The sequence below is a fragment of the Microcoleus sp. FACHB-1515 genome, from assembly GCF_014696105.1.
Taxonomy (GTDB): domain Bacteria; phylum Cyanobacteriota; class Cyanobacteriia; order Elainellales; family Elainellaceae; genus JAAUTJ01.
Window position 1 is genome coordinate 14,591 of record NZ_JACJPO010000044.1, and the last position, 16,821, is coordinate 31,411.

Annotated in this window: 5 protein-coding genes; all 5 read left to right on the top strand. The window is 56.9% G+C overall.

Features of this window, described 5'->3' with window-relative positions; all coding sequences use genetic code 11:
- Positions 1–83 precede the first annotated feature (83 nt).
- Genes H6F67_RS15320 through H6F67_RS15340 form a run of 5 tightly spaced genes read left to right on the top strand, consistent with a single transcriptional unit; the run spans position 84 to position 16,774 of the window.
- Positions 84–4,745, top strand: a complete 4,662-nt coding sequence (locus H6F67_RS15320) for a type I polyketide synthase (RefSeq protein WP_199304448.1) — start codon at positions 84–86, stop codon at positions 4,743–4,745.
- Positions 4,627–11,223: a type I polyketide synthase gene (locus H6F67_RS15325; protein ID WP_242020652.1), complete on the top strand. Its 6,597-nt coding sequence runs from the start codon at positions 4,627–4,629 to the stop codon at positions 11,221–11,223. Before H6F67_RS15320 ends, H6F67_RS15325 begins: the two co-directional genes overlap by 119 nt.
- Before the next feature lie 5 nt (positions 11,224–11,228).
- Positions 11,229–13,973, top strand: a complete 2,745-nt coding sequence (locus H6F67_RS15330; protein WP_190767497.1) for a type I polyketide synthase — start codon at positions 11,229–11,231, stop codon at positions 13,971–13,973.
- 30 nt (positions 13,974–14,003) lie between these two features.
- Positions 14,004–15,896, top strand: a complete 1,893-nt coding sequence (locus tag H6F67_RS15335; RefSeq protein WP_190767498.1) for a hypothetical protein — start codon at positions 14,004–14,006, stop codon at positions 15,894–15,896.
- Complete coding sequence (locus H6F67_RS15340; protein WP_190767499.1) at positions 15,893–16,774, top strand: SDR family oxidoreductase; 882 nt, start codon at positions 15,893–15,895, stop codon at positions 16,772–16,774. Before H6F67_RS15335 ends, H6F67_RS15340 begins: the two co-directional genes overlap by 4 nt.
- Positions 16,775–16,821: the final 47 nt, after the last annotated feature.

Consider the following 16,821-nt stretch of genomic DNA (forward strand, 5'->3'; position numbering starts at 1 on the left):
TTTTCAGCACTCTTTCCCTCAAGTTTGAATAACTGAACATAAATCGATGCTTTATGAAGCATCGTTGGTGGAATGGGAGGTGAATGGTGGAACCAATTGCAATTGTGGGTTTGGGTTGTCGATTTCCGGGTGCAAATAATCCAGAAGCTTTCTGGCAGCTTTTGCGAAACGGTGTAGACGCGATCGCGCCGATTCCAACCGATCGCTGGAACATTGACGACTTTTATGCGCCGGAACCTGCCACACCGGGAAAGATGAACACCCGCTACGGCGGATTTATCGATCGCGTCGATCAGTTTGACCCGGAGTTCTTTGGCATCTCGCCCCGCGAGGCAGAGCGCATCGACCCGCAACAGCGATTGGTGCTGGAAGTCGCATGGGAAGCGTTGGAAAATGCGGGCATCGTTCCGGCTGAGCTTTCCGGCAGTCAGACGGGCGTATTCATCGGCTGCGGCAACTACGACTACGGGATTTTGCTGACGCAAGATCTCGGTGCGGTTAGTCCGTATGACGGCACGGGAAATACGATCGGGATTTCCGCCAATCGCCTCTCGTATGTGCTGAATTTGCGAGGTCCCAGTTTGGCGATCGAAACGTCGTGTTCGTCCTCACTGGTCGCAATTCACCTCGCCTGTCAAAGCCTCCGCAACGGCGAAACCAATCTGGGTTTGGTCGGAGCCGTCAGCCTGATGCTGTCTCCCGCCCAGACGATTGCCTATTCTCAGGCGCGAATGATGGCCTCGGACGGTCGCTGCAAAACTTTTGATGCCGATGCGGATGGCTATGTGCGCGGCGAAGGCTGCGGTTTGGTGGTGCTGAAGCGGTTGACGGATGCGGTGCGGGATGGCGATCGAATTCGCGCCGTGATTCGCGGCAGTGCCGTCAATCAAGACGGACTCAGCAACGGACTGACCGCGCCAAATGGCCCTTCGCAGCAAGCCGTGATTCGGCAAGCGCTCGAAAATGCAGGCGTCTCCCCCGCCCAAATCAGCTACGTGGAAACACACGGCACGGGAACCTCGCTGGGCGACCCGATCGAAATCAAATCGCTCAAGTCTGTGCTGATGCAAGGCCGCACCGATCAGCCCTGCTGGTTTGGCTCAGTGAAAACCAACATCGGCCACTTGGAAGCGGCAGCGGGTATGGCAGGCTTGCTGAAAGTCGTGCTGTCGCTGGAGCATGAAGAAATTCCGCCGCATCTCAACCTGAAGCGCCTCAATCCGCTGATTTCCTTTGAGAAGACGCCGTTCGCCGTTCCCACCGATCGCCAACCCTGGACTGCCACAGGCGATCGCGTCGCGGGCGTTAGCTCGTTCGGATTCGGCGGAACTAACGCTCATGTCGTTTTGGCAGAAGCGCCCGTTGCGATGCAGTCTGCGGCGAGTGTCGATCGATCGCACCATCTGCTGACCCTTTCTGCCAAAACCGAGCAGGCGTTGTGCGATTCGGCACAGCGCTATGCCGATTACCTGGAGTCGGATGTCAGCTTGGCGGATGTTTGCTTTACGGCAAATACGGGGCGATCGCACTTTGAGCAGCGGCTGGCGATCGTCGCGGAAACCGCAATGCAGATGCGCCAGCAACTCCGCGCTTTTGCCGATCGCAATTCTACTGACGGCAATTCTACCGACTGCATCAAAGGTCAGGCGACTCGCAAAACCCAGCGCGTCGCCATGCTGTTTACAGGCCAAGGCTCGCAGTATGTGCAAATGGGGCGGGAACTGTATGAAACGCAGCCGACTTTCCGCGCCGTGTTGGACGAGTGTAGCGATCGACTGCTTTTGGACAAGCCGCTGCTAGAAGTCCTGTACTCCGACCACGCAGACGGATTGCTAGACGAAACGATCTACACGCAGCCCGCTTTGTTTGCGATCGAATATGCCCTCTACAAGCTGTGGCAGTCCTGGGGCATCGAGCCTGCGATCGTGATGGGGCACAGCGTTGGAGAATACGTTGCGGCCTGCGTTGCCGGAGTGTTCAGCCTCGCAGATGGCCTGAAGCTGATTGCCGAACGAGGCCGACTGATGCAGGCACTTCCCGCTGATGGGGCGATGCTGGCAGTGATGGCGAGCGCGGAACAGGCGATCGAGTGGATTGCCCCATTTGCGGATTTGGCGATCGCAGCAATCAACAGTCCGCAAAGCGTCGTGATTTCTGGTCGGAAGGAGGCGATTCATGAGTTGGGCGATCGCCTCGCCGCCGCTGAAATCAAAACGAAACGATTACCTGTTTCCCATGCCTTCCACTCGCCGCTAATGCGGCCAATGCTGACGGCATTTGCTGAGGTTGCCAACAGCATTTCATATTCGGCTCCGCGTATTCGCTTAATCTCCAACGTCACGGGCGACCTGATTACCGATGAAGTGACCAGTGCAGACTACTGGTGCAATCACATCCTGCAACCCGTTCGCTTTGCCGATGGCATGAAAACCTTGGCACAGCAAAAATGCGCCCTGCTGCTGGAAATTGGTGCGAAACCGATTCTGCTTAGCATGGGACGGCAGTGCCTTTCGTCCACCGAGGCTGAATTCACCTGGCTCCCCAGCTTGCGACCCGGAGTATCCGACTGGCAGCAGCTTTTGAGCAGTCTGGGGATGCTGTACGCGCAGGGTGTTTCGGTGGATTGGCGCGGATTCGATCGCGACTACCCCCGTCAGCGTCTTGTTCTGCCGACCTACCCCTTCCAGCGTCAGCGCTACTGGGTTTCCCAACCTGCCAAACCTCCGCAAGCCGCAGCAGATCTGGTGCAGTTCTTGACGGAACAGGCGCAAACCGCCAACCTGTCGCCTGAAGAACGAAACTTACTGCCGAAACTGCTTGATGCTCTGGTTAGAACGCAACCGCCCTCGATCGATCCCACCGTTCAAAACTTATTGTACGAAATCGAGTGGCAGTTCCGACCGCGCCAAAATGCGATCGAAACATCTACGGCATCAGGCGTTTGGCTGATTCTGGCCGATCGCAACGGCATCGCAACGGCACTGGCCGATCGACTGCGATCGCAAGGCGACGAGTGTGCGCTGATTTATCCCGGAACGAGCTACAGCGCTCAGTCCGATCGAATTTGGCAAATTGACGCCAACAGCGCAACTGATTTTCAGCAAGTGCTGCACGACCTGCAAGCCCAGCCGCACCGACTGCTAGGCGTGGTGCATTTGTGGGGGTCAGGCGAGGCCGATTTGCAAGCTGCTCAGCGCTTAAGCTGTGCCAGCGTTTTGCATCTGGTGCAGGCACTCGCCACGATCGCGGACGCGCCTCGGCTGTGGCTGGTGACGCAAGGGGCGATCGCCGTTTCTCAAAGCATGGCTTCTCCGGCTCCCGCCCTGCTGTGGGGCATGGGCAAAGTCGTTTCGCTGGAGCATCCCGATCTATTTGGCGGACTGATTGATTTGCCGCCAGAACCCACAGTGGAAGATATCGATCGCCTCTGTGCCGACCTCGCAGATCCGCAAGGCGATGACCAGTTGGCCTATCGCAACGGCCAGCGCTATGCGGAGCGACTCGTTCCGACCCAGCCGCGACCCGTCCAGCCCGTCACCATTCAGGCCGATCGCACCTATCTGATTACGGGCGGACTCGGTGCGCTGGGGCTGCTGATTGCCGAATGGCTGGTCGATCGCGGCGCAAAACATCTGGTGCTGACCGGACGCAAGCCCGCCTCCCAAACGGCACAAGCGGCGATCGATCGCTTCCAGTCCGCAGGCGTCACCGTGCTGGCGGCTCAGGCCGATGTGACGCAGGCCGATAGCCTGTCTAAGCTGTTTGATTCGATCGAAACGCTGCCACCTTTGAATGGCGTAATTCATGCAGCGGGAACGGTGAACTATCAGCCGATCGCCACGATGCAGTACGAAGCGCTGGAAGCGGTCTTGGCGGCAAAGGTGACGGGAACCTGGCTGCTGCATGAGCGAACTCAGCAGCTTGACTTAAGTTTCTTCGTGGTCTTCTCGTCGATCGCCTCGGTTTGGGGATCGACCGGACAGGCACATTACGCCGCTGCCAATGCCTTTCTCGACAGCTTTGCTCAGGCGCGACGGCTGCAAAACCTTCCGGCCTTGAGCGTCAACTGGGGGCCTTGGGCAGGCGGCGGCATGGCCTCGGAAGAAGCGCAGCAGTGGCTCACCCGCATGGGCATCCGCCTCTTGCAGCCGCAGCAGGCGATCGCCGCCCTCAACCTGTTGCTGAATTCTGACGCGGTTCAGGCCACCGTTGCCGACGTGGACTGGACGATATTTAAGCCGCTTTACGAGGCGAGAGGGGAGCGATCGCTCCTCGCCCATCTCGGATCTGTCCAGCCCGCATCGCCCGTTGAACAAAGTCGATCGGCTGCGATCGAACAAATTGCTGCTGCTGCGGAGGGCGATCGCCTCGATCAGCTTGCGGCCTTTCTGCAAGCGGAAGTTCGCGCCGTGCTGCGATCAAGCGAGGCGCAATCGATCGATCCGGAGCGCGGCTTTTTTGAGATGGGCATGGATTCGCTGATGGCCTTGGAGCTAAAAGCCCGACTGGAAAAGAGTTTCGCGACTTCGCTGCCGCCCACGCTGACGTTTGAATGCCCGACGATCGCCGCGCTTGCCGCCTACATCGGTGACGAAATTCTCGGCTGGGAAGCGGCTGAATCGGAGGATGCCGAATCGATCGACCTGGACGCGATCGCCGCCATTGAGCAGCTTTCCGACGATGCCCTGGAAGCCTCGATCGCAGCGGAACTGGCTGAACTTGAATCACTACTGCAAAGGAACTGACATGGTGGATCTCAACACAATCAGTACGAAAGTAGACCAGCTTAATTCGTCGCAGCGGCTTCTGCTGGCGTTGAAAGAAGCCCGCACCAAGCTGGAAGCCGTCGAACAAGCGAAGACTGAAGCGATCGCCATTGTCGGTTTGGGCTGCCGCTTTCCCGGTGGAGCCGAAACGCCCGCAGATTTTTGGCAACTGCTGGTCAACGGCGTCGATGCCGTGACGGAAGTGCCGATCGATCGCTGGAACGTCGATGCCGTCTACGATGCCGACCCGGACGCACCGGGAAAAACCTACACTCGCGACGGCGGCTTTCTCTCACAGGTCGATCGATTTGACGCTCACTTTTTCGGCATTTCGCCCCGCGAAGCCACCAAGCTCGATCCGCAGCAGCGGCTTTTGCTGGAAGTCAGTTGGGAAGCGCTCGAATCCGCAGGCGTGTCGCATTCGCCGCAGACTGGCGTTTTTGTCGGCGTCACCACGAACGACTATGCCCGCCTGCTGATGCCCGATGGCGACCTCAGCCAGCTTGACGCCTACTACCTGACGGGCAATCCGCTCAACGCCGTTGCCGGACGATTGGCCTACACCTTGGGCTTGCAGGGGCCTTGCATGGCGATCGACACGGCCTGCTCGTCTTCCCTCGTCGCCGTGCATCTGGCCTGCCAAAGTTTGCGGAATGGCGAGTGCGATCAGGCATTGGCGGGCGGCGTCAACTTAATTTTGTCGCCGGAAAATACGATCGCCCTCTCGAAAGCGAAAATGCTCGCACCGAACGGTCGCTGCAAAACTTTTGATGCCGATGCCGATGGAATCGTGCGGGGCGAAGGCTGCGGCGTGATTGTCCTGAAGCGACTGTCGGACGCGATCGCCGCTGGTGACAACGTTCTCGCCCTGATTCGCGGATCTGCCGTCAACCAAGACGGAGCCAGCAGCGGCTTCACCGTGCCCAACAAAACCGCCCAAGAATTATTGATCAAACAGGCGCTCAGTCAGGCCAAAATCGCGCCCGCCGAAGTGGACTACATCGAAGCGCACGGAACCGGAACGCCGCTGGGCGACCCGATCGAGGTGCGAGCATTGGGCGCAGTGCTGATGGACGATCGCCCGCTCGATCGCCCGCTCCAGCTTGGTTCGGTGAAAACCAACATCGGCCATTTGGAATCGGCAGCAGGCATCGCCGGACTAATTAAAGTCGTGCTGTCGCTTCAGCATCAGTGCATTCCGCCGCATCTGCACCTGAGGCAGCGCAATCCCTACATCAACTGGGACGAATATGCGATCGACATTCCCACCCAGCTAACTCCTTGGCCGATCGGGGAAAAGTCCCGAATTGCCGGAGTCAGTTCGTTTGGAGCCAGCGGCACAAATGCCCATGTGATTTTGGCAGAAGCACCCGCCTCAGTTTCGATCGCGCCGACGATCGATCGCCCGCTGCATCTGCTGACGCTATCGGCCAAAACGCCCGAAGCCCTGCGCGAATTGAGCGATCGCTATCGCAACTATTTCACCCAAAATCCCAATCCTGCTGATGTCTGCTTTACGGCCAACACGACACGCAAACCGTTCAAACATCGATTGGCGATCGTAGCGCGATCGGCTCAAGAATTTGCCGATCAACTTGTCGATCGCCCTCAGTCCAGTCAAATCGACGGCAATCCGCCGAAGCTGGCGTTTTTGTTCACAGGTCAAGGGTCGCAGTTTGTCGGCATGGGGCGGCAACTGTACGACACGCAGCCGACTTTTCGAGCGGCGATCGATCGCTGTGCCGAAATTTTGCAGCAGCATCTCGACAAGCCGCTGCTGGAAGTCCTGTACTCCGACACAGCCGGACTGCTGGACGAAACGATCTACACGCAGCCTGCTTTGTTTGCGATCGAATATGCGCTCTGTAAGCTGTGGCAGTCGTGGGGCGTGGAGCCTGCGATCATGATGGGTCACAGCGTTGGCGAATATGCCGCCGCTTGCGTTGCCGGAGTGTTCAGCTTGGAAGACGGACTGAAGCTGATTGCCGCCCGCGCCCGACTGATGCAGGCGTTGCCGAAAACCGGGGCAATGGTGGCACTGCTGGCCGATCCGGGTCACGTGGCCGAGACGATCGCCCCCTACGCCGATCGAGTGGCGATCGCCGCCTTCAATGGCGCACACAATCTGGTGATTTCGGGCGATCGCGATGCCATCCAAACGATTTGCACCACGTTGGAAGCACAGGGCGTCAAAACGAAGCCGCTGCAAGTTTCCCACGCTTTCCATTCGCCCTTGATGCAGCCGATGCTGGCCGAATTTCGCCAGATTGCCAGCGAAATCACCTATCACGCGCCGCAAATCAAGCTCGTCTCGAATCTCACAGGCCAACTGATCACGAACGAAATCGCCACAGCAGATTACTGGTGTCGGCACATTCTCAGCCCTGTCCAGTTTGCCGCCAGCCTGCAAACGCTTCAGGCGCAGGATTACCGGGTTTTTGTCGAAATTGGTTCCAAGCCCGTTTTGCTCGGCATGGGGCGGCAGTGCTTGCCCGACGATCGCTATCAGTGGCTCCCCAGCCTCCGCCCCGGTCAAACCGATTGGCAGCAAATGCTGTCCAGCTTGGCCGATTTGTATCGGCAGGGCGTGGCGATCGACTGGCACGGCTTCGATCGCGACTATGTGCGCCATCGCCTGATCCTGCCGACCTATCCGTTTCAGCGGCAGTCGTTCTGGGTCGATGTGGTGAAGCGCGATCGCCCGCTGGTTTCCATTCCAACTTCCGCCCATCCGCTCTTAGGACAACGGCTGCATTTGGCGGGAGTGGACAGCATCCGGTTTGAGTCGCATCTGACGGCGCGATCGCCCGCTTTCCTGGAAGACCACCAGATCTATCAAACCGTTTTGCTGCCTGCGACGGCCTACCTGGAAATGGCGATCGCGGCAGGTGCGGCAGTGCTGAAGACGGAGGCGATCGCCCTCACCGATGTCGCCATTTTGCAAGCGCTCGTGCTGTCGGAAGCGGTCAAAACGCTGCAAATCGTCTTGCAGCCCTCAGAAAGCGGCTATCGATTTGAGATTTTCAGCCTTGCCGATGCTGAGTCGTGGACGCTGCACGCGACGGGCAAGCTGAATCAGGCGGAAGTTGCGATCGCCCCAATTCCCCAACCGCAGCCCGACTCTGCATTTTCCGCCGCAGACTACTATCAAGGACTGAGCGATCGCGGCTTCGACTATGGCCGCAGTTTTCGAGCGATCGAGCAGATTTGGACAGAGGGCGATCGGATTTGGGGACAAATTCGCCTGCCTGCTGATCTGGTGAGGGATGCCGATCGCTATCACCTGCATCCCGTCCTGCTCGATGCCTGCATTCAGGTTTTGGGCAACTGTTTTCCCACTGGCGGGGACGATGTTTATCTGCCGATCGAACTCGCCCAACTCGAAGTGTATCGCCGTCCCGGTTTGCGCCTGTGGAGTCGGATCGATGCGATCGACACTCGCGATTCGCACAGCCTCAAAGCCGATCTGCACCTGTTTGACGAAGATGGCCTGGTTGCACAGCTTCAGGGCATCGCCTTCCGGCGCGTCAGCCGCAAAGCCTTTGAGCGGGCGATGCGAAAAGTGCTGCCGTCCAAAGCGCCGGACACGGCAGATTGGCTGTATGAAATCACCTGGCAACCTTGCGCTCTGGAGGCAACCGCGATCGATCGCGCCACCGGGGAAACCTGGCTGATCTTTGCCGATCGTCAAGGTCGCGGCGAAGCATTGGCGAAACGGTTGGAAGCACGAGGCGATCGCACCATCCTGGTTTCGATCGGAACCGCTTACGAGCAGCAGGGCGATCGCTATCAAATCAATGCTGCCAATCCCGCAGATTTTCAGCGACTCCTGGAGAACGTCGGACAATGCCAAGGCGTGATTCACCTGTGGAGCCTCGACACCACGCCCGACGATCTGCAATCTGCACAGGAAGCAAGCTGCGGAAGCGTGTTGCATCTCGTTCAGGCACTTGTTCAATGGACAGCATCGCCGCGCCTGTGGCTCGTCACGCAGGGCGCACAGCCGATCGAATCTTCAACTTTGCAAATTCAGCAAGCGCCGATTTGGGGATTGGGTCGCGTGATTGCGATCGAACATCCCGAACTGCGCTGCGTCCGCCTCGACCTCGACCCAGCGGGACAGAACGACGCTGAACTGCTGGCCGAAGTCACCACTGAGGATTCCAACGATCAGGTTGCTTACCGACGCGGCGATCGCTTTGTGCCGCGACTGGTGCGCTTGCGATCGACCCAAACGGATGCGCTGACGATTCCCGATGCGCCTTTCCAACTGAAAACGTCGGGCTATGGCGTTTTGGAAAACCTGATGCTTCAGCCGATGACGCGGCGATCGCCCGCCCCGGACGAAGTGGAAATCGCCGTTCGCGCCGTCGGTTTGAATTTCCGCGATGTGCTGAACGCGCTGGGAATGCTGAAGGACTACACCGAGCAGATGGGCATTGCAGATGCAACTGATTTGCCGTTTGGCGGCGAATGTTCCGGCATCATTGTGGCGATCGGCTCCAACGTTTCGGATCTGAAAGTCGGGGATGCCGTGATTGCCGCGCAGACGATCGGCAGTTTGGGCAGTTTCGTCACCGTGCCCGCCGCCTTTGTCGTGCCGAAGCCCGATCGCCTCAGCTTCGAGGAAGCCGCCACCATTCCCACCACGTTCTTGACCGCTTACTACGGCCTGCATCGCCAAGCCCAACTGCAAGCTGGAGAGCGCGTCTTGATTCATGCCGCAGCGGGCGGCGTTGGACAGGCTGCCGTCCAGCTTGCCCAGCGGATCGGCGCGGAGGTTTGGGCAACCGCCAGTCCGAGTAAGTGGGATGTCCTCAAATCCGGCGGCGTCAAGCAGGTGATGAACTCGCGATCGCTGGATTTTGCCGACGAAATTCACAGCCGCACGGATGGGCAAGGCGTCGATGTTGTCCTCAACAGTCTGAACGGCGACTTCATTCCTAAAAGCCTAGAGGCACTGCGATCGAACGGGCGCTTCGTGGAAATTGGCAAGCTCGGCATCTGGACAGCCGAACAGATGCAGGCAGCGCGATCGGACGTAGGCTATTTTCCCTTTGACCTGCTCGACATTTCGCTGCAAACGCCGGATTTGATTTCTCAAATGCTGCGCGAACTGATGGCCGACTTCCAAACCGGAACGCTCCAACCGCTTCCGCACAAAGTCTTTCCGCTGCAAGACGCGGTGAGCGCGTTTCGATTCATGGCGCAGGCCAAACACATCGGCAAAGTCGTCATCCGTATTCCCGACTCCACTACCCCGATCCGCGCCGACGGCAGCTATCTGATCACGGGCGGATTGGGCGCTTTGGGCATCCAAGCGGCTCACTGGCTGGCAGAGCAGGGCGCTCGACATTTGGTGCTGACCGGACGGCGATCGCCCTCTCCCACCGTTCAGCAGCAAATCGACCAGCTTCAACAAGCCGGAACGCAAGTGCTGATTGCTCAAACCGATGTCGCCAACTTTGAAGAAGTCCAGCGTTTGCTCGACACGATCGCCACTTCGATGCCACCGCTGCGCGGCATTCTCCATGCGGCGGGTGTCCTGGAAGATGGCTTGCTGCAAGGTCAAACCTGGGCGCAGTTCGATCGCGTCATGCAGCCCAAAATCGCCGGAGCCTGGAATCTGCACAGGCTGACGCAGCAGCAATCGATCGACTTTTTCGTTTGCTTCTCCTCAATTTCCGCCCTGCTCGGTTCACCCGGACAAGGCAACTACGCCGCCGCGAATGCCTTCCTGGATGCGCTGTCGCACCACCGCCGCGCCTTGGGACTGCCCAGCAGCAGCATCAACTGGGGGCCTTGGGGCGAAGCGGGCATGGCCGCCAGCCTGAGCGATCGCGAGCAGAAACGCTGGGCAGCGCAGGGCATCACGCCGATCGCGACCGAGCAGGGCTTGCAGGTCTTAGGCGAACTGCTCGATCGCCGGATCACGCAGGCGGGCGTCGTCCCGATCGACTGGTCAAAATTCTCCCTACCGCAAGGCATAATTCCGCCATTTCTGGCTGAACTATTAACAACTGCCCCAACTGCCGTCCCGTCCGAAATTCGCCACCAGCTTGATAGCGCGACTCCGATCGATCGCCGCCGTCTGCTGATGGCGCATGTGCGATCGCAAATCGCCAAGGTTCTCGGTTTGAGTTCTGCCGACGCGATCGATCCGCAGCAAGGCTTCTCTGATTTAGGCATGGATTCGCTGATGTCCGTCGAACTGCGAAGCCGTCTGCAAACCAGCCTGGAATGCATCGTGCCGACCTCGCTCGCCTTTGACTATCCCACCGTCGAGGCAATGGTGGACTACCTGCTGGAAGAACTGTTCCCGGTAGTGGAAGCTCCAGCGGAACCGATCGCCCCCGAATCGATTGCCCCCGAATCGATCGCCCCCGACCTGGAAGCCCTTTCCGACAGCGAAGCCGAAGCGTTACTGCTCAGCAAACTAAACGGCATGAGGTACTAAAGCCAATGAATGCAGTTGATTCTTCCCAAATGTCTCCCGTCAAACGCGCCCTGCTTGCCCTCGAAGCGATGCAGGCCAAGCTCGACGCGATCGAAGCGGCCAAACGCGAACCGATCGCTATCATCGGCATGGGTTGCCGCTTTCCCAAAGCCGACAGTCCCGATGCTTTCTGGCGATTGCTGCGAAACGGCGAAGACGCGATTTCCGACGTGCCTGCCGATCGCTGGAACGCCGCCGCGCATTACGACCCAAACCCGGACGCACCCGGAAAAATGTACACCTGCAAAGGCGGCTTTTTGTCACAGGTCGATCGCTTCGATCCGCAGTTCTTCGGGATTTCCGCCCGCGAAGCTTGCAGCCTTGATCCGCAGCAGCGGCTTTTGCTGGAAGTCAGTTGGGAAGCTTTGGAACACGCCAACCAGCCGATCGATCGCCTGTACAACAGCACAACCGGAGTGTTCATCGGCATCTGCGCCAACGACTACAACCGCGTGATCTGGAATCACGACGACTTCAGCGCGATCGATGCCTTCTCCGCAACCGGAAACGCCCTCAGCGTCGCTGCCGGACGACTTTCCTACACGCTGGGTCTGAAAGGAACCAGCTTAGCCGTTGATACCGCCTGCTCTTCCTCGCTCGTCGCCGTGCATCTCGCCTGTCAGCAACTCCGCACCGGCGAATGTGAAGTTGCCTTGGCGGGCGGCGTCAACTTGCTGCTGGCTCCCGACAGCACGATCGCCTTTTCGCGAACCCGAATGCTCAATCCCGACGGTCGCTGCAACCCGTTCGACGCGACAGCAAACGGCTATGTGCGCGGCGAAGGCTGCGGCGTGGTGATTCTGAAGCGACTTTCGGATGCCGTGCGGGATGGCGATCGCGTCTTAGCCATGATTCGCGGCAGTGCCGTCAACCACAACGGACGCAGCAGCAGCCTGATCGCCCCGAACGGCCTGTCACAGCAAACCGTGATCCGCAAAGCCCTTGAAAATGGCGCGATCGATCCGGCACAAATCGATTATGTCGAAGTGCAGGGCACGGGCACGGCGATCGGAGAGCCGATCGAAGTTGAAGCGCTCGGCGCAATTTACGGCAAAGGGCGATCGAGCGATCGTCCCTTGCGAATCGGCTCGGTGAAAACCAACATCGGCCACTTGGAAGCCGCATCCGGCATCGCCAGCTTAATCAAAGTCGTGCTTGCCCTCCAGCATGGCGAAATTCCCGCTCATCTGCACTTCCAAACGCCGAATCCGCACATCAACTGGGAATTGCCGATTCAAGTGGTTGCCGATCGATCGCCCTGGCCGATCGGCACTCAACCTCGACTCGCGGGCGTCAGCGCCTTTGGCTTCAGCGGCACAAACGCCCATCTGGTGATCGAAGAAGCTCCGATCGCGCCTGCCAAACCGATCACACGGGAACGTCCGCTGCATCTGCTGACGCTTTCGGCCAAAAGTGAAGCCGCCCTGAGCCAGTTGGCCGAGCAGTATGAAAAACATCTGATCGCACATCCAGATCAGTCGGTAGCCGATGTTTGCTTCACGGCGAACTGTGGGCGATCGCACTTCCCCTATCGCCTCAGCCTCACCGCTGCCTCCGCGACCGAACTTTGTGACCAGCTATCCGCCTTCAATCGCGGCGATCGACAACTGCTCCTCAAAGCCACTACCCCGCCTAAAATCGCGTTCCTATTTTCTGGAGGCGCGGCCAATTTGGGACGATCGCTTTACGACACGCAGCCGCTCTTTCGCCAAACGATCGATCGCTGTGGAGAAATTCTCAAGCTCGATCGATCGATGCTGGAATTGCCAGACACCGATCACAGCCCGCTTGCGGAATTTGCCGTCGAATATGCGCTGTTTCAGCTTTGGACAGCTTGGGGCGTTGCGCCTGCGATCGCGCTGGGCAGCGGCGTGGGCGAAGTTGTGGCGGCCTGCGCTGCTGGGATGTTGAGCCTCAAAGACGCGCTCCAGTTCGTCAATCGGGATGCGGATGCCGAACTCAAATTGCCATCCATCGCGCCCCAAATTTCGATCGTCTCCAGCCGCACCGGAAAATTTGTGACCGAGGCGATCGCCCTCTCCAACTGGCGCACCCAAGCAGATTCCGCGTCGGCTGGCCTGCAAACGCTGCACGATCAAGGCTGCACCGTATTTCTCGAACTGGGAACTGGAGCTTTGTGGCCAATCGGAGCGCAACGGCTACCCAATGCCGGACACTGGCTCACCAGCCTGCACCCCGATCGCCCCGCTTGGCAACAGATGCTCGACAGCTTGAGCGCCCTCTATAAACTGGGTACAAAAATTAACTGGACTGCATTCGATCAAGATTATGCTCGTCAATTTGTCTCATTGCCAACCTATCCCTGGCAGCGCGATCGCTACTGGATTGATCGATTTTCTCCGACTCTACAAACCGACTCACTCCTAACAGCAACATCAGAATCGATCGACCCTCCCACTTTGCGCCAACTGCATCCCAAATTGTTGACCGCCAGCGAAATTCAAGACTGGTTGCTGCAAGAAATCGCCAAAGCGATCGGCGTGAAAGCTGAAGATTTGAATCCGCGATCGCCCTTCGACAGCTACGGCTTAGATTCGATGTTGGCGCTTAGCGTGGTCAGTGCAGCGAAGGCAGCGCTCGGATTGGATCTATCACCGCTTCTACTCGTGCATTATCCAACCGTTGAATCGCTTTCACAGCATCTTGCCCAAACGCTAGAAGCTTCGGAAGAAGAAATCTTTGAAATTTGAAAACAAGTTTTATTAGGAGCAATTACCCAAATGAACATATCCGAACTGGTAGACAATTTGACGCAGCAAGGCGTACAGTTGCGAGCCGAAAATGACAAGCTCAGAATTCATTCTCCCAAAGGCGTTTTGACTGAAGAAATTCGCACCGTTTTGGCCGATCGCAAAGCCGAAATTCTCTCATTTCTGCGCGAATCAGACGACAAAAAATGCAGCGCAACCAGCAACGGCCAAGACCTCAGCCTGCAAACAATCGGTCGGCTGATCGGCGGCTGGTGCGATCGCCTCCCCAATTTCAAAGCGCCTGTGATCGACCCGCAGGCAATGGCAAAGCAGCTTAAAATCACCTTCAAACCTTTGCCAAACGGATACCAAGAAACAGCAATTCTCAACTTTCGAGAAACCTTGGAGCAACAGTTGCGATCGAACGGCATTCAAATTGTCTCTTGGGAACAGGCCACCAAAGAATTTTCTTATGACGTGAAAGTTCCCTTCACGCCCTGGAAGAAAACGATCGCAACGCGAGTCGTGAAATCGGATATCAGCGCGGTTGTTGATGTTGAGCGCTATCCTTCTTGGCTGGGCAAAATCAAAATTTGGACTGCCGAAAAACTCTACCAGTTCTATTCGCGCTTTGTCTGGAAACAAAAGATTTCAGCTAGCAAAATCACTCAGTTCATCGGCTGGGCAGAAGAAAATATTCGGCCACTGGAAGATCCCACCAATACACAGGTGATTGTTCTCACCAAGCTCGATCGAGAGTTCACCAATCCCCAACTTCCCTACCCACAAAAAATTCCGATCGGCGTCAGCACCTTGATCCGCACCTTTTCCGAAATTGTCGTCGGCGTATCGGATACACAGCTTTCAATTCTCAACATGAACCTGTCCGACTCGACCTTTCCGATCGAGGAGATCGATCGATTCGTCAGTCGATCGCTCATTCCGAAAGTCTACGTGCCGATTTTACCCTTGCCGCTGAGCCGTTTTGAAGTCGGACAATATGACCCCACACAGTCAAATTATGCCGCCAAACTGGTGCAGATGGGTAAGGAATTGGCCAACACCAATCTGTTACCCTCCGGCTTCAAAATTGATGATGTAATCAAACGCAAATCACACCGCGATATTGTTGACTGGATGGCAAACGGACGGACAGGCGTATCTTACGGATTTGTCGCTTATGCCGAACCGCCGCAATACATTGGCGCATCCGAACTGGCGGAATGGGAATGGAACAATCTCTCCCCCGTTGATGGATTTAGCAGCGATGAACTGCGCCAAAATCGCATCGGCAGACGCTACATCAGAACCAAAATTGCAGACAAGATCGCCTACAAACAGCTACCCGATATTTGGGTGGTTAGCTCTCGTTCCGGCTCCAACAAAACAGATTTGAACCTGGAAACTGATGTGTTACGCATCGGACTTCAAGACAAATTGCTGCTGCAATTGCCTACTGGAATTGATCCCAATGCAGGCGGCATTCGACCGTCTTATGACCTGTATGTGATGGTGTCGATCGCCCTTGCTGCTGCCCTTTATGCCCCCAATTTAATTCAGCAAGGAATGCCGATGGTGCATTTTCACGGCTATCCCACAATGCAGTGGTTTGAGGCGAATCACGAATACTGCACGGGCGTTCAAAACCCTTCCGTTCCCTGCGGAACTTATGAATCGGGCGTGTTCAATTTTCTCGGAATTCAAAGCTTGGTGAACCAATACGGAGACACGATCGCCCTCGCTGGATTAGTCGAACCGGATCACGGCATCAACATCATTGCTTCCGATCTTTCTTATCTGCTCGATCGTCTCAAATCCGGCATTGCCGAAAACAAAATTGAACTGGGCGGAAGGCATTTCTCCTCACTCAAATCAAGCATCGATCGCCAACCAAAAATTGCTCAAGAGGTTGCACAGTCATGACGACCCTCATTGGAAAAATTGTGTTGCTTACTGGAGCGTCACGCGGAATCGGCAGCGTAGTTGCACAGGCGATCGCTGCCGAAGGTGCGACAATCGTTGGCGTCTCCCGCTCTCCAGCAGGATTAGAAAATATCGGCGCAGTGGTTCAAAAAGCAGGCGGAAAATGGATTGGCATTCCGTTTGATATCAGTCAAATTGAAAGCCTACCAACTCTCATGCAAAAAGTTGAGCAAGCTGCTGGTTCCGTTGATATTTTGATCAATAATGCAGGCATCGAGATCTATCGCGCTTTTCAAGATTATTCGACTGCGGAATTGCAGGCAGTTTTGTCTACCAATCTATTAGCCGCGATCGAACTATCTCGTCTTGTTTTGCCGGGAATGCTCGGTCGCAACAGCGGCCACATTGTCAACATGGCATCGCTAGCGGCGAAAAAAGGACATCCCTACGACAGCGTTTACTCGGCTAGCAAAGCAGGGTTGCTGATGTGGGGCGATGCGCTTCGGCAAGAATTAATTGGTACAGGAGTGACGCTTTCAACAGTTTGTCCGGGCTATGTTTCTCACCAGGGAATGCTCGCGGACACGGGTATTTCCGCTCCTCGTCTGTCCGGCACTTCCACACCCAATGATGTTGCGATCGCCGTTCTCAAAGCAATTCGATACAACCAAGCCGAAACGATCGTCAATCAAGACAGCTTCACAGTTGGATTTACCAAATTGCTGTTGGCATTGTGGCAATTATTTCCGCAGCTTGGCGATCGCATGTATCGATCGATCGGCGTACCTCAACTCAATCGAAAGCGCATTCAAAATCAGCAGCAAACGGCTTCTTCCGCTGCCAATTCCCAATTGCTGACTAATCAAAACCACTTGTAGAGGCTTGAGTACGGTTTGCCCTAGATTCACCTGGAGAGGTAAGACGA

Coding starts and splice junctions, on each gene's coding strand:
- H6F67_RS15325 (WP_242020652.1), top strand. CDS start 4,627: ATGCCGAATCGATCGACCTGGACGCGATCGCCGCCATTGAGCAGCTTT.
- H6F67_RS15320 (WP_199304448.1), top strand. CDS start 84: ATGGTGGAACCAATTGCAATTGTGGGTTTGGGTTGTCGATTTCCGGGT.
- H6F67_RS15330 (WP_190767497.1), top strand. CDS start 11,229: ATGAATGCAGTTGATTCTTCCCAAATGTCTCCCGTCAAACGCGCCCTG.
- H6F67_RS15340 (WP_190767499.1), top strand. CDS start 15,893: ATGACGACCCTCATTGGAAAAATTGTGTTGCTTACTGGAGCGTCACGC.
- H6F67_RS15335 (WP_190767498.1), top strand. CDS start 14,004: ATGAACATATCCGAACTGGTAGACAATTTGACGCAGCAAGGCGTACAG.